This window comes from Flavobacterium chungnamense, assembly GCF_039539165.1.
GTDB lineage: Bacteria > Bacteroidota > Bacteroidia > Flavobacteriales > Flavobacteriaceae > Flavobacterium > Flavobacterium chungnamense.
In genome coordinates this window covers 104,418-125,954 of the sequence record NZ_BAABCS010000016.1, presented here as the reverse complement: position 1 = coordinate 125,954, position 21,537 = coordinate 104,418, and the positions used below count along the sequence as shown (strand labels likewise).

At 30.1% G+C, this 21,537-nt stretch carries 21 protein-coding genes and 1 tRNA gene; 7 read left to right on the top strand and 15 right to left on the bottom strand.

The features are described 5' to 3' along the window. Positions 1–84: 84 nt before the first annotated feature. The 5 genes from ABD771_RS08595 to ABD771_RS08575 form a co-directional block, all read right to left on the bottom strand. Entirely contained in the window at positions 85–663 is a 579-nt protein-coding gene (locus ABD771_RS08595; protein WP_345093551.1) for an OmpH/Skp family outer membrane protein, read from the bottom strand. Between the two features lie 234 nt (positions 664–897). Then, positions 898–1,749 (bottom strand): class I SAM-dependent methyltransferase, encoded by an 852-nt coding sequence (locus tag ABD771_RS08590; RefSeq protein ID WP_345093548.1) that lies wholly within the window; start codon positions 1,747–1,749, stop codon positions 898–900. A gap of 144 nt (positions 1,750–1,893) precedes the next feature. After that, positions 1,894–3,765, bottom strand: a complete 1,872-nt coding sequence (gene mnmG / locus ABD771_RS08585; protein ID WP_345093545.1) for a tRNA uridine-5-carboxymethylaminomethyl(34) synthesis enzyme MnmG — start codon at positions 3,763–3,765, stop codon at positions 1,894–1,896. Positions 3,766–3,849: 84 nt separating this feature from the next. Then, positions 3,850–4,269 (bottom strand): rRNA maturation RNase YbeY, encoded by a 420-nt coding sequence (gene ybeY, locus ABD771_RS08580; RefSeq protein WP_345093541.1) that lies wholly within the window; start codon positions 4,267–4,269, stop codon positions 3,850–3,852. Beyond that, on the bottom strand, positions 4,262–7,648 hold the full coding sequence (locus tag ABD771_RS08575) for a hypothetical protein (RefSeq protein WP_345093537.1): 3,387 nt from the start codon (positions 7,646–7,648) through the stop codon (positions 4,262–4,264). Before ABD771_RS08575 ends, ybeY begins: the two co-directional genes overlap by 8 nt. A gap of 138 nt (positions 7,649–7,786) precedes the next feature. On the opposite strand from ABD771_RS08575, the gene gltX reads away from it, so the two are divergent. Then, positions 7,787–9,292, top strand: a complete 1,506-nt coding sequence (gene gltX / locus ABD771_RS08570; RefSeq protein WP_345093532.1) for a glutamate--tRNA ligase — start codon at positions 7,787–7,789, stop codon at positions 9,290–9,292. A gap of 34 nt (positions 9,293–9,326) precedes the next feature. On the opposite strand, the gene ABD771_RS08565 is transcribed toward gltX, so the two are convergent. After that, on the bottom strand, positions 9,327–9,986 hold the full coding sequence (locus ABD771_RS08565; RefSeq protein WP_345093527.1) for a PorT family protein: 660 nt from the start codon (positions 9,984–9,986) through the stop codon (positions 9,327–9,329). Between the two features lie 74 nt (positions 9,987–10,060). Between ABD771_RS08565 and ABD771_RS08560 the strand changes: the two genes are divergently transcribed. Next, on the top strand, positions 10,061–11,047 hold the full coding sequence (locus ABD771_RS08560; RefSeq protein WP_345093524.1) for an SPFH domain-containing protein: 987 nt from the start codon (positions 10,061–10,063) through the stop codon (positions 11,045–11,047). Between the two features lie 26 nt (positions 11,048–11,073). Here ABD771_RS08560 and ABD771_RS08555 read toward each other — a convergent pair whose 3' ends face one another. From ABD771_RS08555 to ABD771_RS08540, 4 genes are all read right to left on the bottom strand, one after another. Then, positions 11,074–11,328 (bottom strand): DUF6327 family protein, encoded by a 255-nt coding sequence (locus ABD771_RS08555; RefSeq protein ID WP_345093521.1) that lies wholly within the window; start codon positions 11,326–11,328, stop codon positions 11,074–11,076. Between the two features lie 3 nt (positions 11,329–11,331). Further along, a complete protein-coding gene (locus ABD771_RS08550) occupies positions 11,332–11,682 on the bottom strand; it encodes a competence protein (RefSeq protein WP_345093518.1) in 351 nt (116 codons plus the stop codon). After that, positions 11,682–12,011 (bottom strand): YtxH domain-containing protein, encoded by a 330-nt coding sequence (locus ABD771_RS08545; protein ID WP_345093516.1) that lies wholly within the window; start codon positions 12,009–12,011, stop codon positions 11,682–11,684. Before ABD771_RS08545 ends, ABD771_RS08550 begins: the two co-directional genes overlap by 1 nt. A 279-nt stretch (positions 12,012–12,290) precedes the next feature. Next, positions 12,291–13,976, bottom strand: a complete 1,686-nt coding sequence (locus tag ABD771_RS08540) for a glutamine--tRNA ligase/YqeY domain fusion protein (RefSeq protein WP_345093513.1) — start codon at positions 13,974–13,976, stop codon at positions 12,291–12,293. 125 nt (positions 13,977–14,101) lie between these two features. Here ABD771_RS08540 and folB point away from each other — a divergent pair, with 125 nt between their 5' ends. After that, positions 14,102–14,461, top strand: coding sequence for a dihydroneopterin aldolase (gene folB, locus ABD771_RS08535; protein WP_345093510.1), 360 nt, complete (start codon positions 14,102–14,104; stop codon positions 14,459–14,461). Positions 14,462–14,567: 106 nt separating this feature from the next. After that, a tRNA-Cys gene (locus tag ABD771_RS08530) sits at positions 14,568–14,638 on the top strand. A 135-nt stretch (positions 14,639–14,773) separates the two neighbouring features. Here ABD771_RS08530 and ABD771_RS08525 read toward each other — a convergent pair. The 5 genes from ABD771_RS08525 to rnr form a co-directional block, all read right to left on the bottom strand. Then, positions 14,774–15,424 carry a GldM family protein gene (locus ABD771_RS08525; protein ID WP_345093508.1) on the bottom strand — a complete coding sequence of 217 codons (651 nt, stop codon included), beginning with the start codon at positions 15,422–15,424 and terminating at the stop codon, positions 14,774–14,776. A gap of 76 nt (positions 15,425–15,500) precedes the next feature. Next, entirely contained in the window at positions 15,501–16,079 is a 579-nt protein-coding gene (locus ABD771_RS08520; RefSeq protein WP_345093504.1) for a hypothetical protein, read from the bottom strand. Beyond that, positions 16,063–16,767 carry a LysE family translocator gene (locus ABD771_RS08515; protein WP_345093501.1) on the bottom strand — a complete coding sequence of 235 codons (705 nt, stop codon included), beginning with the start codon at positions 16,765–16,767 and terminating at the stop codon, positions 16,063–16,065. The genes ABD771_RS08520 and ABD771_RS08515 overlap by 17 nt, the downstream gene beginning before the upstream one ends. 84 nt (positions 16,768–16,851) lie before the next feature. After that, on the bottom strand, positions 16,852–17,520 hold the full coding sequence (locus ABD771_RS08510; RefSeq protein WP_345093498.1) for a head GIN domain-containing protein: 669 nt from the start codon (positions 17,518–17,520) through the stop codon (positions 16,852–16,854). A gap of 49 nt (positions 17,521–17,569) precedes the next feature. Continuing rightward, positions 17,570–19,750, bottom strand: coding sequence for a ribonuclease R (rnr, locus tag ABD771_RS08505; RefSeq protein WP_345093495.1), 2,181 nt, complete (start codon positions 19,748–19,750; stop codon positions 17,570–17,572). 109 nt (positions 19,751–19,859) lie between these two features. Between rnr and ABD771_RS08500 the strand changes: the two genes are divergently transcribed. From ABD771_RS08500 to ABD771_RS08490, 3 genes are all read left to right on the top strand, one after another. After that, a complete protein-coding gene (locus ABD771_RS08500) occupies positions 19,860–20,093 on the top strand; it encodes a DUF2007 domain-containing protein (RefSeq protein ID WP_345093492.1) in 234 nt (77 codons plus the stop codon). Between the two features lie 681 nt (positions 20,094–20,774). Then, on the top strand, positions 20,775–21,206 hold the full coding sequence (rpiB, locus tag ABD771_RS08495; RefSeq protein ID WP_345093708.1) for a ribose 5-phosphate isomerase B: 432 nt from the start codon (positions 20,775–20,777) through the stop codon (positions 21,204–21,206). 2 nt (positions 21,207–21,208) lie between these two features. Then, on the top strand, positions 21,209–21,532 hold the full coding sequence (locus ABD771_RS08490) for a hypothetical protein (protein ID WP_345093489.1): 324 nt from the start codon (positions 21,209–21,211) through the stop codon (positions 21,530–21,532). Positions 21,533–21,537: the final 5 nt, after the last annotated feature.

Here is a 21,537-nt window from a genome sequence, read left to right as displayed (position 1 = left end):
AGCAAATATAAAAGTTTGTTAATCAATATACAAAGAAAAAACGCCTTCTTTTGAAAGGCGTTTATCTAAAATTTAAAACTAAAATTATTTCTTAGCTTCTTCTTTTTTATCTGCAGGTTTTTCCTCTTTTTTGCCTTCAGACTTGTATTTATCATTAACCAATTTGATTAATTCTTTAGTGATATCGTAACTGTCTTTAGCATACAATACGGTAGCAGCTTCACCTGTTCCGAAAACATAATCGTATCCTTTGTCTTTTCCGTATTCTTTGAAAATTTTCTTGTATTTAGTTACTAAAGAATCCATTTCCTTTCCGCTTTCTGTTTGCAATTGTTGCAACATTCCTTGTTGAGCATATTGTAATTCTTGTTCTCTTTGTTGCAATTCTGCACCTTTTTGTTGAGCCCAAGCTTGACCATTGGCCATTGCATTTTGTTTGAAACTAGCTGCTTCACTTTGGAATTTTTCTGCAGCGACTTTCAATCTTGAATCCATTACATCAGCTTTAGCTTTGTATTTTTCTTCAATATCTTTTTTCTCTGTAGATTCATCCAAAAGTTTATTGGTATCGATATAAGCTGTTTTAAATTCTTTTGCGTCTGTAGTTTTGTTACATGATACAATTGCAACTGCCATTGCAAGACATACTATAATTTTTTTCATTTTAAAAGTGTTATTTTTTTCTATTTGCCAAAAGTATAAAATTTTAGTCGTAAAAGATAAAAAGTTATAAAATTGGGCGAATTTTAGCAATATAAGTGTTTGTTATTGTTTTATAAACTTAAATAGTAATCCTCTATTAAAAACGAATCGAAATAAAGCAGTTTAAGAAACCTTCTCGTTTTTGACAACCAAAGTGATTGTTGTGTTGAAAATGATTAAAATTTAGCGTTTATTTTAGTTTTTAGCGTTTTTTATCACATAAATATGCGAAGAATACTCAGAATTTTGACTTCCTTTCCAATTTGACTTCAATCCAACGAAAAATGCTTTGATGAAATTAATTTTTCCAGATTTATATTTTTCAGATAAAAGACTAACATAAAAACTATCAAACTTCATTGGAAGCACTTTTACTAATTCTAAATTTTCTTTAGCAAATAATTTTTTAATTGCTGTTTTAGAAAAATGCCATAAATGAATTGGCACATCGTATGCAGCCCAAAAAACTCCATAATGTTTTGCATCAAATGATTTAAAATTTGGAACAGCTATTATAATCGTTCCGTTTGGTTTGATTAATCTTTTTAATTCTTTAATCTGGTTTTCTAAATCAGGAACGTGTTCTAATACATGCCACATTGTGATTACATCAAATGAATTACTTTCTAATTCTGAAAGATGTTCTACGAATGAAACTCCTTTTTTGATTGCAATTGTTTTAGCTTTATCGCTTGGTTCAATTCCAATTGTTTCCCAACCATCATTTTTACAAACCGATAAAAAATCACCAACTCCTGCTCCAATATCTAAAATTCTTCCTTTTGCAGATTCTGTATTGATTAACCTTAATTTATTTTTTAAAGCAATTCCTTTTACAAACTGATACATTTTTTCAAACAACGATTTGTTTCCATCAGTGTGAGAAATGTAATCTACACTTTCATAATAACTAGGAAGTTTTTCTAAAGAAGGTTGTGGATGCGTAATCAACATATCCAAATCTTCTTCATAAAGCAATTTAAAAGTTTCTTTTGAAACCGAATGATCTTTTACGTTTAAAAAATGTTTTGTCTTTTCAATATTCATTAAATTCTCTTTATTTATAGGTGTTAACAAAGTTAGTTTCACGTGGAACATTTCTAAGTTAAAAGTTAGAAATACAAAATACGAAGGTTAAAATTCAATATTTATTTTACGTCGTGTTCTAAACTTTATTAATCTTGTTTTGAATTATCTTCCCATGTAAATTAGCAATACTGAAATATCACTTGGAGAAACTCCGCTTATTCTTGAAGCTTGTGAAATTGTTACAGGACGAATTTTACTTAACTTTTGTCGTGCTTCAATTGACATCGATTTTATTTTATTGTAGTCAAAATCCTCCGGAATTTTCATATCCTCCAAACGTGTAAGTTTATCGGCATTATTTCTTTCTTTTTCAATGTAGCCTGAATACTTAACATTAATTTCTGCTTGTTCGATAATTTCTTTATCTAAATTATTATCCTCAATATATTGCTTTACTTTATCAAATTTTATGAAATCGTCTAGATCTATTTGTGGACGAGAAAAAACTTTAAACATTTTATCCGATTGAATCATTGGCGAACTTCCTTTAGCTTCTAAAACAGGATTTGCTTCTTCTATAGTTACACTAGTTTCTTTAAAGAAATTTACCATAGCATCACTTTTCGCAAACTTTTCTTCCATTCTACGCATTCTTTTTTCTGAAGCCAAACCAATCTCAAATGATTTTGGCGTTAAACGAGAATCCGCATTATCTTGCCTCAAAAGTGTTCTAAACTCAGCGCGAGAAGTAAACATTCTGTAAGGCTCTTCTGTTCCTTTAGTAATTAAATCATCTATTAAAACGCCAATATAAGCTTCGTCTCTTTTAAGAATCATTGGTTCTTGATCTTTTACTTTAAGAGCAGCGTTAATACCAGCCATCATTCCTTGAGAAGCTGCTTCTTCATAACCAGTTGTTCCGTTTATTTGACCAGCAAAATATAAACCACTAACTAACTTGGTTTCTAAAGTGTGTTTCAATTGTGTTGGTGGAAAATAATCATATTCTATGGCATATCCTGGTCTAAAGAATTTTACTTTTTCAAAACCTGCAACAGAACGTAATGCTTTAAACTGAACATCTTCTGGTAAAGATGTTGAAAAACCATTTACATAAACTTCAACCGTATCCCAACCTTCTGGTTCGACAAAAAGTTGATGTCTTTCTTTATCTGCAAAACGATTAATTTTATCTTCAATAGACGGACAATATCTTGGTCCGAGTGATTTAATTCTTCCATTAAACATTGGTGACCTATCAAAACCTTCTCTCAAAATATCGTGAACTTCAAGTGAAGTATACGTCATGTGACAAGATCTTTGATGTATTAGTGGTTTTGTTTCATCTGAATACGAAAACTTATCTGGATTTACATCTCCAGCTTCTTCTTGCATTTTTGAATAATCTAATGAACGACCATCAACTCTTGGTGGAGTTCCGGTTTTCATTCTTCCTGATTCAAAACCTACTTTTAATAAATCTTCTGTTATTCCATAAGCAGCGCTTTCACCAGCTCTTCCTCCTCCAAACTGTTTATCACCTATATGAATCAAACCATTTAGAAAAGTACCATTTGTAAGAACAACTGTTTTAGCTTTAATTTCAATTCCCAAAGAAGTTTTTATTCCTTCAATTTTTCCGTTTTTGATACTCAAACCCGAAACCATTTCTTGATAAAAATCTACATTAGGAGTTCGCTCAAGCATTAATCGCCATTCTTCAGCAAAACGCATTCGGTCTGATTGAACTCTTGGCGACCACATTGCTGGACCTTTTGATTTATTAAGCATCTTAAACTGGATAGCTGTTTTGTCAGAAACAATTCCTGAATAACCGCCAAGCGCATCAATTTCACGAACAATTTGTCCTTTAGCAATTCCGCCCATAGCAGGATTGCAAGACATTTGAGCAATGTTTTGCAAACTCATTGTAACCAACAAGGTTGAACAGCCTAAATTGGCAGCAGCAGCAGCGGCTTCACAACCAGCATGACCGGCACCAACAACAATAACATCGTATTTTTCTAAAAACATTTTATTTTGATTCGAGACAACTATATGCTCGATTTATTTATTGTTCCACGTGGAACGTTTGTAAATTCAATTTATAAAAAACAATTAATGTTCCACGTGAAACATTTTGATTTTCTCATCTTCTTTGGAGCGCATTAACAGCTCTTCTTCTCCTGTTTTATCTTTATAACCACAATAATGCAAAACACCATGAGCAAGTACTCTTTTGAATTCTTCATCAAAAGTAACTTCAAATTCTATAGCGTTTTCACGAACTCTTTCTATAGAAACAAAAATATCGCCGTGTAATTCGTTTCCTACAGAATAATCAAAGCTAATAATGTCTGTATAATAGTCGTGATTTAGGTATTGCTTGTTGATTTCAAGGATGTATTCGTCATCACAAAAGATATAATTAATATCACCTTCCTTTTTGTTTTCAGATGAAATAACATTTGAAATCCATGAAGAATATTGTTCTTCGTTTTCAAGTTGAAACTCTAATTCGTAATTGAAACTAATCATTTGTTTTGAAATATTTTTGAACCTTTTGGTTAAAATTGGAGCGCAAAGGTAAGGTTTGTCGGTTTAAAATTTCAACGCTATTCAAATATTCTTGCAAACGTTTAGGTAAAGCATTCGTTAAATTAGTAAATTCTTTTTTATTAGTCTCTGACTGACGTTTCTTTTCTTCGCCTTGTTGTTGAATTGCTTTTTCTAATTTGAGCATTTCATATTTTAGATTAAGCATCTTCTGAAGCACTTCATTATTAAAACCTTTGTTTAATAATTGTTTCTCTATTTGCTTCATTTGATTTAAAGCGTTTTGACCTTGACCACCTAAACCTTGTTTGTTAAGTTCATTTTGTAAAGCCTCTCTTAACTGTTGTTGCTCTTTATAAATCTCCATGATTGCTTTTGCATCGCCTTCTCCATCTTCGCCGTTTTCTCCATCAGAATCACCTTGACTATTTCCGCTACCGCCGCTTTTTCCGTCTTTTCCAGATTTACCTTTACCATCTTTTCCTTCCTTCTGACCTTCTTTACCACTTCCTTGTTCACCTTCTTTTCCATCTTTTCCATCACCTGGCTTTTGACCAGGTTTCATGCCTTTCTTCATTTTTTCACCAAGTCCTTCTTGCTTTTTAATGATGTCTGGTAATTGCATTCCGCTTCCTTCACCAGGTTTTGGCTTACCTTTTCCTGCGCCAGACATTGACATAGACATCTGCATATTATTCATGGTATCTGCTAACATGTCTGCCAATTTATTAGCCGAACTTGTAGCAAATTGTTGGTGAGAAATTCCTTTTGGGACATTTGCATCTGCCAAAGTTTCTAAAGATTTGTCAACGTTGTATTGAACATTACCTACCTCAGTAGTTACCTCTTCAGCTATTTTAGGATTACGTAATGAAAGTGCAAATAAACTATCATCTACATGTTTAAACTGTTGTTTTAAATCTTGTTGGATTTTAAGGTTTTTATTAAAACTCAAAGAAACTCTTTTTAAACCTCTAAACTCTTTCATAACGTTTTCTTGTGAAAAAGAATAAGCTAATAGATTATCAAGAATTTGACGCAACATTGCAACATCTTCATCCATTTGTTCCATCTCGCCAGATTCCATACTAGCTTGCATGTCTTGACTCATTTGCTTCATTTTCTTTGAAGCACTTTTTTGTTTTGGTTTTGCAGCTGACTTAGAGTCTTTCTTTAATTCATCTGATGCTTTCTTTAAATCTTCATCAATACTTTTCTCTTTCGGAGCTGTATCTGGAAGTTCAACCGGAGTTTTTAATTCTTTATTTTCTTTTTCTAATTCATTAAGCTCTTCTTGAATTTTATCGAACTCTTTGTTAATTTCTTCTTGTTTTTCAGTAGAATTTTCCTTGTCATTATCCGATAACTTTTCTTGCTTTTCTGAAAGCTTATCTAATTTATCTGCAATTTGTTCTGCTTTCTTTTCTACATAATATTTCTTAGTCAATTCAACTAATTGTTGAAGACTCTTTGTTTGATTTTTACTCTGCTGTTTGAGCTTATCCATCTTTTCAAACAACTCTTCTTTTTGAAGTTTTTCATTTAACTTTTGAAGTTCATCTAAAAGCTTTTTATTTTTTTCTAAATCTTTTTCAACTTTATCTAGACGTTCTTTTAAAACCTCTTTTACTTCATCTTTCTTTTCAGTTTTAACTTTGTCTAAATTCTCTTTCATCTTTTCAGCAAAATTTTTCATCAATTCATCTTGCTGCTTTTGTTTGTTTAAAAAATCATTAACCTTTTGCTGTTCTTTAAATTCAAGATTGTCTTTCTCTTTACCCATTTTTTGCAACTTCTCCATTTCGTTTAATTGCTTGTCTTGAGTTTTTAAAGACTTTTCTAGAGAATTAATATTATCATTTTGTTGTTGTAATACTTGATCTTCCTTTTCACTTTCTGTGGCAACTCTATTAGTGAAAACAGAAGACTTGGCACTTTTAAAATTGTGTAAAGCATCGTTATCAAAAATCTCAAAATAATATTCATAAGAAACACCTTCTTCAACTGGTAAATTACTTGGAAAAGCAAATACAAATTGGTCGTAGACATCTCTTTTTACTGCAATTGCTCCACGTTTGGCAAAATTTGGTTTGTCTTTAGGATAATAAACTACTTGTAATTTTGAAAGCCCGTAATCATCTGACACTTGTCCTAAAACATAGTTTTTTTCGATTTTAAGACTGTCTGGCGCATTTCCTACAGTAATTGTTGGAAATTGATCTTTAACCACGGAAATCTGATAATTAAGTTTTTCGTAGTTTTGAACCTTATTATTTGAAGTAACAATTTGATAATCTGTATTTTGAACAATATTTTTTGACAACAAAAATTGATTTTCTTGTTTTGTAAAAGCATACTTAGCTGAAGCATCCAACCATTCCACTTTTTGAGTAGCTAAGGTATTCATTCTCCAAGTTACTCGCGTACCTTCTGGAATGACAGCATTTCCTGTTCCTTTAATTACTTCTGCTTTTTTATTCAAATACCCAGGAAAATTCAAAACCATTTCGAAGTTTGCTATCGATGGAACTGTAAAAACATTCAATTCATAATCATTAGACGAAACCTCATTTGCCTCAATATGAAATTCTAAATTCTCTTTTGGTTTAGGAATAACAAACTGAAATTCTCCTGGCTTAGTACTTTCCATGAAATAGCTTTCCTCACCAATAAAAATCATAGCATTTTCTGGAACTATTTTTCCGACTGTTTTAACTTTCAAAAGAAAATCTTGGTTTTGTTCGGTTTGTAAAGATTTATTCAAAAGTTGAAATTCAAATGGAGCTGGCGGTAAAAATTGTTGTTTGTAATTAACCACACGATTCAAACTTTGAGAAATAAAACTACTATTTCCTGACAAATAGAAAAACGCAAAAAACAAAATTGGAATAATTGCTAACGGTAAAAATTTCTTATTACTTCCGAAATTAATTGCATTTCCAAAAGGAATGGGTTGCAGTGTATTCGCTTTCTGTTCTATTGAAGCAACTAATAATTCTGATTTGTTTTTATCTTGAGATAATTGTAAAAAATTGGTAAGCTTATCACCTACTTCATTAAAATGATTTCCAATAATTTTGGAAGCGTCGTCATAATTAATTCCTTTTTGAAGTTTGAATAATTTAAAGAGAGGAAATAAAATAAATCGTGACAACAAGAAAAGTTCTACAGCAATGAATGTCCAAAACAAAACTGTTCTCGCTGTTGGTTTTAGCCAAAGGAAATATTCTACAAAAAGTGTAAAAAGAAAATAAAGCAACCCAATTCCGACGAAGAAAATGGTTCCACGTAGTAATTCGTTTGTATAAAACTTCTTAATAAACTGTTCGAGTTTATCGAATATTATGTTTTGATGTTCCAAAATTGTTAATACTTTGTTTATAACCGATAAAAATACAAATTTATACTTACGATAAAAGTTAAATCTTTATTAAACACAAAAAGCAATGACAATAACAATTTCAATAGCAAATTGTATCTTTGCAAAAATTATTACATAATGTCTAAACAAGTTCGTGTGCGTTTTGCACCAAGTCCAACTGGACCATTGCATATTGGTGGTGTAAGAACCGCTTTATTTAATTATTTATTTGCGAAAAAAAATGGTGGTGTTTTCTATTTACGAATTGAAGATACCGACCAAAATCGATTTGTTCCTCGAGCAGAAGAATACATTATGGAAGCTATGGAATGGTTGGGAATTGCACCAAGTGAAACCGTTGGGAAAAACGAAAAATTTGGACCTTATCGTCAGTCTGAAAGAAAAGATTTATACAAACAATATGCTGACCAATTGATTGCTTCAGGTTGGGCTTATTATGCATTTGACACAGCAGAAACTTTGGATGCACATAGAAAACAGCACGAAGCAGAAGGAAAAACGTTTATTTACAACTGGCATAATCGTGAAAAATTAGATACTTCATTAGTAATTTCTAAAGAAGAAACTGATAAACGAATTGCGTCTGGAGCAGATTATGTTATCCGATTTAAAACTCCAGTGAATGAAACGTTGCATTTGAATGACATCATTCGTGGTGATATTAAATTTGAAACAAATTTATTAGACGATAAAGTTTTATTTAAGTCAGACGGTATGCCAACTTATCATTTAGCCAATATTGTTGATGATCATTTGATGGAAACTTCTCACGTTATTCGTGGTGAAGAATGGTTGCCAAGTATGCCTTTACATGTTTTATTATACAAAGCATTTGGTTGGGAAGCTCCAGAATTTGCGCATTTACCATTAATTTTAAAACCAATTGGAAACGGAAAATTATCAAAACGTGATGGCGATAAAATGGGCTTTCCTGTATTTCCTTTAGAATGGAAAACAGAAGAAGGAATTTCATCTGGCTATAGAGAAAAAGGATTCTTTCCTGAAGCCGTAATTAACTTTTTGGCTCTTTTAGGTTGGAATGACGGAACAGATCAAGAACTATTTTCATTAGAAGAATTGGCAGAAAATTTTGATTTAAATAGAGTTCATAAAGCTGGAGCAAAATTTGATCCTGAAAAAAACAAATGGTTCAATCATCAGTATTTGCAAAAGCAAAATGATGAAGATTTGGCGAAAGCCTTTGCTCCTATTGTTTATGAAAAAGGAATTGATGTAGATTATACAACCTTAATAAAAATAGTTTCATCCATAAAAGAACGTGCTAATTTCGTTTCAGATTTTTGGGAAATGAGTGACTTCTTTTTTGTTGCACCAACTTCTTACGATGAAAAAGCAGCTAAAAACTGGAAAGAAGAAACACCTAATTTAATGCTACAATTGATTGAAGTTTTAAAACCAATCGAAGATTTCAATTCGGTAAATATTGAAACAATCGTAAAAGATTGGATGACTAAAAATGAAATTGGAATGGGTAAAGTAATGCAACCTTTCCGATTGAGTTTGGTTGGCGCATTAAAAGGTCCACATCTTTTTGATATTGTAGAATTGATTGGAAAAGACGAAACCATCAAACGATTAGAAAAAGCAATTGCAAATTTATAGAAAAAGAAAAGCCCTGAAATTCAGGGCTTTTTTATTATAAGTTAAAAATAATCTGTCCATTAATTGTTCCTAGATTTCCTTTTATACTTTCGTTACCTGTAAGTAATTTAAAATCATCATTCTTATTCAATTTACTGAAGATATTAGTAAATCCGTATTCATAAAAAATTACTGCACGAACTACTTTACTTCCAGCTGAAAATCCAACATAAAAATTTCCATTAATAGTAGAAACTTCTTCAATTTGTTTTGCTGTTAATATAGTTCCTTTTAGAATATTATTTTGATCTCTTTCGTTAACAGAAAGCTTTCCATTTATTTGTAAAACAGGACCAAAATCAAACGATACATGATCTTCAACAACATTATAACTTAACAATAATCGCACTTGTACGCCTTGTAAATTGAATTCTGTTTCTTTAGCTAATGAAGTTAACGATGTTGATTCAAGACTAAAATTATTGCTGAAAAATTGCATTCCATAAATCATACTCCAATTGTTGTAATAATTTCCTCTTACAGAAAGTCCACCTGCAAAGCCCATTCCTGGTTTGGAATCAAAATCTGTTGTAAATAAACTAGTTTGTGAAACTCCGGCAGACAACCCTATTCTATTTCCATCACGATTTCTATACTGAGAAAAACATAAAGTTGTAAAAACACAAAAAGCAATTGTAAAAAAAGATTTCTTCATTATGTAGAATTAATTTGTAACAAACATAAGTTATTCTCGTATAATAATTGTATTAACAAACTAAATATTATATAATGGAAGTCTTTTTAATTGTTTTAGCTTTCTTCGGATTAATTATTTTATTCTCTTCTTTCTTTACTGTAAAGCAACAAACCGCGGTAGTCATTGAACGTTTTGGAAAATTTACAAGTATTAGAAACTCAGGTTTACAACTTAAAATTCCAATTATTGACAGAGTTGCCGGAAGAGTAAACTTAAGAATTCAACAACTTGATGTATTGATTGAAACCAAAACAAAAGATAATGTATTTATCAAAATGAAAGTTTCGGTTCAGTTTAAAGTAATTCAAGACAAAGTTTATGAAGCTTTTTATAAATTAGAATACCCACACGATCAGATTACGGCTTATGTTTTTGACGTGGTTCGTGCTGAAGTTCCTAAATTGATTTTGGACGACGTTTTCGTTAGAAAAGATGATATTGCCATTGCTGTAAAACGTGAATTGAACGAGGCAATGACCACTTATGGATACGACATTATCAATACTTTGGTTACTGATATTGATCCTGATATTCAAGTTAAAAACGCAATGAATAGAATCAACGCTGCTGATAGAGAAAAAACAGCTGCAGAATTCGAAAGTGAAGCACAAAGAATTAGAATTGTGGCAAAAGCAAAAGCTGAGGCAGAAAGTAAAAAATTACAAGGTCAAGGTATTGCAGACCAAAGAAGAGAAATTGCTCGCGGATTGGTAGAAAGTGTTGAAGTATTAAATTCTGTTGGAATTAACTCCCAAGAAGCTTCGGCATTAATCGTAGTTACTCAGCATTACGATACTTTACAAGCTATTGGTGCAGATACTAACTCTAATTTGATTTTATTACCAAACTCACCTCAGGCAGGAAGCGATATGTTGAACAATATGGTGGCAAGTTTTTCTGCAAGTAACCAAATTGGTGAAACAATGAAAAATCAACCAAAACGTGTGAAAACAAAAAATGATCACACTTCAACAGATTTTAATCCAAGTGATACTTCTAATCCAAGTGATGAAGTTTAATGAAATGTTTTCAAATAAAAAGAGGCTTAATCGCCTCTTTTTCTGTTTATATACCAATTGATGATGTAAGGAATTGCTATTTTTAAAAGCGTTCCATAAGTTCCTGAAAATACTTTTTGATACAGATTTCCAATAAAAGAAACTGATTTAGAAGGCAGAATACTTTCTTTGGTTTTATCAATACTTAAAAGCATTTTTTGGTAATAGAGTTCTTTTTCTAATTTCAGAATTTCTAAATCCTGCTCTATTGCTGCATAGGACGAATATTTTTTATTTTCCATAATTTAGTCGTTAAAAAATATTTCTGAAAATTTCTCTAAAATAGGTCCTTCTACAATTTTATCTTTTATTAAAAATAACAACAATGCTAAAAATAGATAAATTCCTGCAACAGCAAGAAATCCTAAAGGATAACTATTAAATAATTGCCCCAACTCCATTGCCCCAGCTATAGAAACAAAAAATAAAAAAATCATCAAACACGTTGCAATCAAGAAAAACTTGACTGACAAGGTGGTTAATTTCATAGCAACCTTGAAACCCCAAAGTTTATAGTAAGCTAAACTACTTTCAACATAAGCTTTGGCATTTTCTTGAATTGCTTCAGTATTTTCTTTTAATTCTTCAAAAGCCATTATTTCTGAAGTTTAGCGTTTTGCGTTTTTAACTCAGCCAATTTTTCTTCAAGAAAAGTAATTGCTTCTTCTGCTTTGTAACTTGAACTAGAAAGTAAATCTTCAACCGTTTCTATTAATTCATCTTTGGTTTTAGAAAATTCATCTTTGGTGTCTTCTTCTAGTGCATCCCATTTTGTTTTAGCTTCTCCTTTTAAGTCATCAAAACCTTCTTTTAGTTTTTCTCTAGTTTTTGAACCTTTGTCTGGTGCAAATAAAATTCCTAATCCAACTCCGATTGCAGCACCTGCTAAAATTGCTAAAATGCTATTTCCATTTTTACTTGACATAACTTTTAAGTTTTATTTATACTAAAGTTACAAAATTTTATCATATCGTAGTGTTAAATCGTCGTTAAAGAAGTAAAAACCATTTTAAAGCGAAATAACCAACGTTTATTGATGGTTTGGTGAATTATGTTGGTGAATTTTTAAAAATTGATTAAAATTAAAATATAAAGGCCGATTTTAATAGTAAAAAAATATGCTTTTTGTTTTATGATAAGTTTTTTCAATAATAGAAAAACCCAACATTTCTGTTGGGTTTTATATATAAAATCTATTTATAAATTATTCTTTACTTTCCACTTTTGCCCAAGTATCTCTTAAGCCAACTGTTTTGTTAAAAACTAATTTTTCAGCAGACGAATCTTTATCAACACAATAATATCCTAATCGTTGAAATTGAAATCTTTCACCATCTTTTGCGGAAGCCAAACTTGGTTCAAGATATCCAGTAATTACTTCTAACGAATTTGGATTAATGTATTCTTTAAAATCTACTTCTTTATCGCCATCTGGATTTTCATGTGTAAAAAGCCTATCATATAATCGAACTTCTGCTTCAATTGCATGATTTATTGAAACCCAATGAATAGTTCCTTTTACTTTTCTTTGACTAGCCTCTGTCCCACTTCCACTTCGAGAATCTTCATCATAAGTACAATGAATTTCAGTAATATTTCCTTCCGAATCTTTTACAACTGATTCACCTTTAATGATATAAGCATTTTTTAAACGTACTTCAGTACCTAAAGTCAAACGGAAAAATTTCTTATTAGCTTCCTCTTGAAAATCTTCTCTTTCAATATATAATTCTCTAGAAAAAGGCACTTGACGAAAACCTAAACTCGCATCTTCTTGACTATTTTCTGCTTCTAAACTTTCTTCTTTTCCTTCTGGATAATTTGTAATTACCAATTTCACAGGATTCAAAACTGCCATAACTCTTGGAGCAGTTTTATTTAAATCTTCTCTAACACAGAATTCTAAAAGCGAAACATCAATTAAATTTGTACGTTTTGCAATTCCAATGGTATTAGCAAAATTTCTTATTGATGCTGGTGTGTAACCACGTCTTCTCATTCCAGAAATAGTACTCATTCTTGGATCATCCCAAGCGGTAACATGCTTTTCTTGAACTAATTGTAGTAATTTTCTTTTAGAAACTACAGTATGTGAAAGATTTCTACGAGCAAATTCTCTTTGTTTTGGTCTTACTTTACTGCTATCATAAATTTGATTTAAAAACCAATCATATAACTCTCTGTGAGGTAAAAATTCAAGTGTACAAAACGAATGTGAAATTTGTTCTAAATAATCACTTTCTCCATGAGCCCAGTCATACATTGGATAAATACACCATTTATCAGCAGTTCTATGATGATGAGCATGAAGAATTCGATACATAATTGGATCACGCATCAACATATTATTAGCGCCCATGCTTATCTTAGCACGAAGAATGTGTGTTCCGTTTGGAAATTCGCCATTTTTCATTCGTTCGAATAACTCTAAATTTTCTTCAACTGAACGATTTCTATATGGAGAATCAGTTCCTGGAGTTGTTGGAGTTCCTTTTTGAATAGCCATTTCTTCTGAAGATTGGCTGTCAACATAGGCTTTTCCATCTTTTATAAACTGAACTGCCCAATCGTATAACTCTTGAAAATAATCAGAGGCATAACATTCTTTATCCCATTTAAAACCAAGCCATTCAACATCTCTTTTAATTGCATCAACAAATTCCTGTTCTTCTTTGGCAGGATTGGTATCATCAAAACGCAAATTAACTGGCGCTTGATAATCAATTCCTAAACCAAAATTTAAACAAATAGCACTCGCATGACCAACGTGTAAATAACCATTAGGCTCAGGCGGAAAACGAAAACGAAGTTTATCTTGTGATAATCCGTTTTTTAAATCTTCTTCTATGATTTGTTCAATAAAATTCAGAGACTTTTCTTCTGTTGACATAATTATTTCGTAATTTTAGCAAAGATAAAAATTTAGATGATAGATAATAGACGAATAGAAAATAGATGTGCTTTTATTTACTTTTTTATCTGAAAACTGTTTACTGAACACTGAATACTAAAAAAATGGGAACTATTAAATTACAAAATATTAGAACTTTTTCATTTCACGGATGTCTTGAAGAAGAAGGGAAAATTGGTTCAGATTATAGAGTTGACTTAGAAATCAAAACTGATTTACGTAAATCTGCACTTACTGATGAGTTGAAAGATACAGTTGATTATGTACTTTTAAATCAAATTGTGGTAGAAGAAATGGATATTAGAGCTAAACTTTTAGAACATGTAGCTCACAGAATCATCACAAGAATCTTTAAGGAAATTCCATCTGTTTCTAGAATTGTGTTGGCTGTTTCTAAACTAAATCCGCCTATTGGAGGTGATGTTGAAGCAGTTACTATTGAAATGGAAGAATACAGGAATTAAGTACGAAGTACAACATTAGAAGTACGAAGTAAGAAAATGAAACTTTTTAAAGTTTAAACTTTCAAACTTTAAACTTTTTTATATATTTGCAATCCAATAAATAATTGGCGTCGTGGCCGAGCGGCTAGGCTGGGCTCTGCAAAAGCTCCTACTCCGGTTCGAATCCGGACGATGCCTCTGCTTAAAATCCTCTCAATCGAGAGGATTTTTTTGTTTTAAAATTTTTAGAAAAAATTAATTAAAGTTGTGTTCAAATCCTGACGATGCCTCAAGAAGAGATACAGAAATGTGTCTCTTTTTTTTAAAAAAAAATCAATAAATCTCTATAATTATTGGGTTTGTTTTACAAATGTTAGCTGTAATATTTACAGTAAATCTAATATCACTTATAACTATTTCATCACCAATCTTTACTTTACTAACAATTTTTTTATAATACTCTTCTTTAATTTTATTTCCATCTATATGAATTGAACTATAACCAGGTATTCTTAACTCAAAACCTTTAATGGTACATTGCAAACCAATGTTTTTATCAGGAAAACTTCCTTTTATAACAGCATTTAAGAGATTATGTTTTTGCATTCTAACTTTAAATCCAATGAAATTATTAATATTCATTTGAAGATTTGGAATATTTTTAATTTGGAATACTTGATTTTCAGAAAACTTTTTTCCGTTTTTTAAAACTCCTGAAATGTTAATAATAACTTCTGTTCCAGAAGACGGATTAATATTATAAATATTCTTTTCTTTTTTGGAAACTCCAATTCCAACTACTTCAAAAGATTTTGAATTAGGAACATCAATAAAAATTTCATTTAAAAATCCTCTGTAAACTATTTTAGCTGTTTTTGGAATAACAAAGTCATTATCTGTATGCCTAACAACTGAAATTGTATCATTTTGTCCATAAAATGAAAGTGTTGAAAAAAGAAAAAACATTAAAAATTTATTCTTCATCAATAATCATTATTTTAATTGGAGTCGTTTTACATATTAATCCTTCCCAACTATAACTATATTTTATGCTCATAATTTAAAACTTCGAACCTACTTCAAGTTTATTTATTTTTTCAAATGCTTCTTCATTTATTCTATCTCCTTTTATATCAAGCCATTTTATCTTTTGATTAGAAAATAAAATAGAAAAGCCATTTACTTTAAAATTAAAATCTTTAGAAACATCGTCAAATTTTAATGAAACAATAGCATCTTTAAGTTCACTTTTTTTCATTTCCACCAAACACTTGCTACAATTATAACCGTTTATCAAACCTAGAGCGATTGGTATGTTTTTGATTTTTAAAATATGATTTTCATTTATAATTTTTCCTTCATCTGATTTAAAACTCAGGAACAAATCTTGTTCATTTCCTACTCCAGGAGAAATAAAATATTTGTTATCCTCAATAAATAATCCTTGTGAAGATGCAGTTAATGTTTCAGGATTTGGAACATTAATAAATATTCTGTTTTTTATTCCTCTATAAATTGTATAATTAGATTCAATAAAAACTTCACTAATATTTGTAGTTTTTACATCAGAAATCGTATCATTTTGTCCATAAAATGAAAGTGTGAAAAGGAGAAAAATTACATTAATTATACTTTTCATTTACAACTGGTTCTTTGATTCCGAACTTCTCTTTAATCATTTCTTTTTCTTTTGGAAAGAAACCTTGAGCCATTAAAAAACCACCAAAAATCATTAGAATAATACTGATAACTCTTTTAATTTTGTAGATATTATGAGGTGTCATTCTTGATTTTAGTTGTTTGGCAACCATAATTTTTATGATATCAACCGCGAAATAAGTAAGGATAATACAAGCTATAAAAAGGATAATTCTATTGGTTTCCATATTTAGTTTTGGACCAAAAACAATGATGATTCCCATCCAAAAAGCTAAGACTCCAATGTTGATGAAATTCAATAAAAATCCTTTGAAAAATAAACCCAAATAGTTGTTTTTTTGGATATTATCTTCTTCTAATTCTTCTTCAAGTTGCTTTTTGTAACTCTTTTTTTCTTTAACATAAGAAATGATTCCGTAAGCTAACATAACAGCGCCACCAAAAATAAATAATCCTGGATCGTCTTTTAGTTTTTCAAGTATTTGATTGGTAGAAAAATAAGCAATAAGAATGAATACAAAATCAGCAAAAACTACTCCAAAATCAAAAACCATTGCTGCTCTAAATCCTTTTGTAATACTAGTTTCAAGTAATACAAAAAAAACTGGCCCAATAGTAAATGCAAGTAAAATTCCCCAAGGTATGGCAGATAATATATCGTTTATCATTTAAAAAGTTTATGGATTTGAAGTTTAAAAGAATAAACTTTGCTTCATCAAATATCTAACTTTTATTCTGAAAAACAAAAAGTACTAATCATTTCCTTCTTTAATCGTTCCGCCAGCTACAATTTTTTGATTGATTTGTTTTGGTTTACCAAAAATTCTAATATCACCGCCTGCACGAACTTTAGCGTCAACCAAATCAGTTGCATAAACATCAGCATCTCCACCAGCATTTGCAGTAATTATAGTTTGATTTGTTTCCAATTTTTCTGCTTCATAAATTCCTCCAGAATTGATTAAAACATCTTGATTTTTAGCGGTTCCTGAGATTGAAATAGTAGAACCATTAGCAACTCTAACCATTAATCTATCCACACTAATTTTGATTTTAACTTGTGATCCTTCTTTCGCAATGATATCAAAAGTAGTAGATTTAAAAGTAGCTTCAGAAGAAATTCTTGATCCTTCATTAGCTTCTAAAGCATCAATATTTTTGTAATAAACCGTTGCTGAAATATTATCACCAGAAAGCATTTTTGTTAAACGCATTCTAATTTTTAACTCTCCATTTTTATTTACAATTTCAACATCTTCTGAACCTGAACCGTCTAGAACTACTTTATTTTCGTCGGATGGAATTAGCAAAACTTCAATTTGATCAAATGAAGTTACTTTATTAAAATCACCAACATTCTTTTCTGTTTGTGAAAAAGTAATTGAACTTACCAATAAGAAACTACAAATTATTTTTTTCATGATGTTTTTTCTTTTAAAGACAATAAGAAAACTGAAATGTTACAGTTAGTTACTCATTCTTTCTTAAAAAAGTAAAGTCTAATTGTTTTTTAACCAAATCAGCATTCTTAACTTTAACGTAAACTTCGTCGCCTAATTGTAGTAAACTTTTAGAAATTTCGCCAACTAAAGCATATTGTTTTTCATCAAACGTGTAATAATCATCTTTAATTTCACGAATTCTACACATTCCTTCGCATTTATTAGAAATGATTTCTACATAAATTCCCCATTCGGTTACACCAGAAATTACACCCAAAAACTCTTCATCTTTGTGATCTTGCATGTATTTAATCTGCATGTATTTAATCGAATCGCGTTCCGCATTTGTAGCCAAACTTTCCATATTACTAGAATGTTCGCATTTTTCTTCAAATTCTTCTGCAGAAACCGATTTTCCGCCATCTAAATAATATTGAAGTAATCGATGTACCATAACGTCAGGATAACGTCTAATTGGCGATGTAAAATGACTGTAATAATCAAATGCTAATCCGTAGTGACCAATATTTTCTGTTGAGTATTTAGCTTTACTCATTGTTCTAATTGCTAAAGTGTCAATTAGATTTTGTTCTTTTTTACCATTAACATCTGACATTAATTGATTTAATGATTTAGAAATGTTTTTGTTATCGCGTAAATCTAATTTATAACCAAATTTCATAATCAAAGCTTGCATTGCAAAAAGCTTGTCTTCATTAGGTTCATCGTGAATTCTATAAACGAAAGTTTTCTTTTGTTTTCCAATAAATTCTGCTACTTTTCTATTCGCTAAAAGCATGAATTCTTCTATCAAATGATTAGCATCTTTTGAAACTTTGAAATAAACACCTTCTGGTTCACCATTTTCATCTAAATTGAATTTTACTTCAACTTTGTCAAATGATATTGCGCCTTCGCTCATTCTTTTTCTTCTAAGAATTTTAGCTAATTCATCCAATTTTAAAGTCGCTTCTGTTACTTCATCAGAAGCTTTATATTCTTTTCCAGTTAATGAAATTTCAGATGGAATTGTAGAAGATTTAGTTTCAATAATCACTTGCGCTTCTTCATAAGAAAATCGTTGGTCAGAATTAATTACCGTTCTACCAAACCATTGATTTAAAACAGTTGCTTTATTATCAATTTCAAAAATGGCTGAAAACGTATATTTTTCTTCATTCGGACGAAGTGAACAAGCAAAATTAGATAATACTTCTGGCAACATTGGCACAACTCTATCAACCAAATAAACCGAAGTTGCTCTATTATAAGCTTCATCATCTAGAATAGTTCCTTCTTGCAAATAATGCGAAACATCGGCAATATGAATTCCAATTTCGTAATTTCCGTTTTCTAACTTTTTGAACGATAAAGCATCATCAAAATCTTTAGCATCTTTTGGATCAATTGTATAAGTCAACGTGTCGCGCATATCACGACGCTTTGCAATTTCTTCTGGATGAATCGCAGTGTCTAATTTTTGTGCAAAAACTTCAACATCAACCGGAAAATCATAAGGTAAACCATACTCAGCAAGGATAGCATGAATCTCAGTATCATGTTCTCCTGGTTTCCCTAAAACATTAATAACTGAACCAAAAGGTGAATCGGCTTTCTTTGGCCAATCTTCAATTTTTACAACAACAACATCGCCTTGTTCAGCTCCATTATATTTATCCTTTGGAATAAAAATATCGGTGTACATTTTAGCATTGGCGGTTGTTACAAATGCAAAATTCTTTTGAATGTCAATAACTCCAACGAATTCTGTTTTAGCTCTTTCTAAAACTTCAATTACTTCGCCTTCAGGTTTTTTACCACGACGACGGTTATAAACATAAACCTTAACTTTGTCTTTATCTAATGCGTGATTCAAATTATTGGTTGGAATAAAAACATCATCTTCAAACTCATCACAAATAAAATATGCAGTTCTTCGAGAAGTCATATCAATTGTTCCTTCGTAATAATCTTGTGAAACAGCTTTTACTAAATATTTTCCAGGTTCACTTTCGATAATTACTTTTTGTGCAGCAAGAATTTTTAAATCTTTAATAATTTCGTTTCTACTTTTGGTATCATTCAATTCAAGAACAGCACATATTTGTTTGTAATTGAATGGTTTATTGGCATTTTGTGATAGTATTTTTAAAATCTTTTCAGAGAAAGTTTTCTCTTTTTTTCCAAACTTTTTTGGGAATTTACTCATAATCTTTTTCTTAATAAAGTTTAAAATTACGAAGAAGAAAATAGAAAATAGAAAATAGAGAATAGATTTATCGAAAATATAACTTTTGTATCTTTATAAAAAAATAGAAATGTCTGAATTAATAACTGTTGCTACATTTAATTTTGCTCACGAAATCATGGTTTTAAAATCTATTTTAGACCATGAAGGAATTCTATATTTATTTCAAAATGAAAATTTAATAGCTGTTGACCCATTAGCAAGTTATGCCTACGGCGGAATTGATTTAAAAGTACATCCAAACGATGTTGAAAGAGTAAAAGAAATTTTGAATAACTTAAATACTAATTTAGAAATAGTATAAAATCTATTTCCTTTTCTCTTTATTCTATTTTCTAAAATTTGAAAGTTTTCAACATCTATTAAAAACAACAAAAATAAAATTTAAATTTAAATTAATTTATGATGGTTATTATAGCGTGTTAATTTGTACAATAACTTTAATTTTTAAAAGTTGATTTTCAAGTTATACTTTTTTATACCGATTTATCAACATAGTTTTAAGAAAGTAAATCATTCATTTTGAAGTATTTTTTAGATTTCATTAACAGTTGTTAACAAGTAAAAAAGCAAACATTTTGTAGATAACTTTGATTGTTAATTTCTGTTGAAAAAGTAGTTTTTTGTATTAATAACTTTTCTAAAAATTCACCAAACTAAATTTGGATTTTTAATACCAATTTTTGATTACAATTAATTTTCATACAACCAGGAAAAACTTCTAATTTTCTATTCAAAGTTGTTAACAATTGATGTTAACTTAACGTTAACTGATTATCAACGAATTACAAACCACTATTAACAATGTAAAATTTTAACATTTGAATTAAATAAAATGTAATGATTTACAGCTACTTATAAATATATCTTATTAACAATATTTCCTTAACGTAAGCAAATCAAGCAGTTATAATTTTACAAAAATCAAATGGAAATACAAATAAGATTAACTAAATTTGTTTCCACAACTAAAACACAATTTATTATGAAAATCTCTATTGGAAACGATCACGCAGGACCAGATTATAAAAAAGCAATTCTTCATTATTTAACATCAAAAGGACACGAAATTTTAAACCACGGAACCGATACTATTGATAGTGTTGATTATCCTGATTTTGGTCATCCTGTAGCTACCGATGTTGAATCAGGAAAAGCCGATTTAGGAATCGTAATTTGTGGAAGTGGCAACGGAATCGCAATGACTGCCAATAAACATCAAGGAATTAGAGCGGCACTTTGTTGGACCAAAGAAATTTCGGCGCTTGCGCGCCAACACAATGATGCAAATGTGGTAAGTATTCCGGCGCGATTTACCTCTATTCAACAAGCAATTGAAATTGTTGATACTTTTTTGAATACTGATTTTGAAGGAGGAAGACACGCAACAAGAGTTGATAAAATTAGTTGCATATAAATTTGAAAGACAATCTAATTCATATAAATCAAACTATTTCTAACTCTAAAAAAGTTGCTTTTTTAACTTTTTTGGTTGCCTCTATTTTGTTGCTAATATTCTATTTTACAGAGTTTAACGGAATGATTTATTTTAGTTTACTCTTTATTGTTGCTGCATTTTTTGTTAATACTTATCTGTTTGTTACATTGTTTTTTCAATTAAAACAAAAGCAAATAACAAATCAAATTCTTCTAACTCTTGGAATTATGTTATTAAACATTCCTATAGGATATCTATATGTAGAAATTGGTTTAAAAATATATTCACATTCCAATCCAAATTAATAAAT

Coding starts and splice junctions, on each gene's coding strand:
- ABD771_RS08565 (WP_345093527.1), bottom strand. CDS start 9,986: ATGAAGAAATCTTTTTTTACAATTGCTTTTTGTGTTTTTACAACTTTA.
- ABD771_RS08500 (WP_345093492.1), top strand. CDS start 19,860: ATGTCTGAATTAATAACTGTTGCTACATTTAATTTTGCTCACGAAATC.
- ABD771_RS08510 (WP_345093498.1), bottom strand. CDS start 17,520: ATGAAAAAAATAATTTGTAGTTTCTTATTGGTAAGTTCAATTACTTTT.
- ABD771_RS08590 (WP_345093548.1), bottom strand. CDS start 1,749: ATGAATATTGAAAAGACAAAACATTTTTTAAACGTAAAAGATCATTCG.
- gltX (WP_345093532.1), top strand. CDS start 7,787: ATGTCTAAACAAGTTCGTGTGCGTTTTGCACCAAGTCCAACTGGACCA.
- mnmG (WP_345093545.1), bottom strand. CDS start 3,765: ATGTTTTTAGAAAAATACGATGTTATTGTTGTTGGTGCCGGTCATGCT.
- ABD771_RS08520 (WP_345093504.1), bottom strand. CDS start 16,079: ATGAAAAGTATAATTAATGTAATTTTTCTCCTTTTCACACTTTCATTT.
- ABD771_RS08595 (WP_345093551.1), bottom strand. CDS start 663: ATGAAAAAAATTATAGTATGTCTTGCAATGGCAGTTGCAATTGTATCA.
- rpiB (WP_345093708.1), top strand. CDS start 20,775: ATGAAAATCTCTATTGGAAACGATCACGCAGGACCAGATTATAAAAAA.
- rnr (WP_345093495.1), bottom strand. CDS start 19,750: ATGAGTAAATTCCCAAAAAAGTTTGGAAAAAAAGAGAAAACTTTCTCT.
- ABD771_RS08555 (WP_345093521.1), bottom strand. CDS start 11,328: ATGGAAAATAAAAAATATTCGTCCTATGCAGCAATAGAGCAGGATTTA.
- ABD771_RS08545 (WP_345093516.1), bottom strand. CDS start 12,011: ATGTCAAGTAAAAATGGAAATAGCATTTTAGCAATTTTAGCAGGTGCT.
- ybeY (WP_345093541.1), bottom strand. CDS start 4,269: ATGATTAGTTTCAATTACGAATTAGAGTTTCAACTTGAAAACGAAGAA.
- ABD771_RS08550 (WP_345093518.1), bottom strand. CDS start 11,682: ATGGCTTTTGAAGAATTAAAAGAAAATACTGAAGCAATTCAAGAAAAT.
- ABD771_RS08515 (WP_345093501.1), bottom strand. CDS start 16,767: ATGATAAACGATATATTATCTGCCATACCTTGGGGAATTTTACTTGCA.
- ABD771_RS08540 (WP_345093513.1), bottom strand. CDS start 13,976: ATGTCAACAGAAGAAAAGTCTCTGAATTTTATTGAACAAATCATAGAA.
- ABD771_RS08525 (WP_345093508.1), bottom strand. CDS start 15,424: ATGAAGAATAAATTTTTAATGTTTTTTCTTTTTTCAACACTTTCATTT.
- ABD771_RS08560 (WP_345093524.1), top strand. CDS start 10,061: ATGGAAGTCTTTTTAATTGTTTTAGCTTTCTTCGGATTAATTATTTTA.
- folB (WP_345093510.1), top strand. CDS start 14,102: ATGGGAACTATTAAATTACAAAATATTAGAACTTTTTCATTTCACGGA.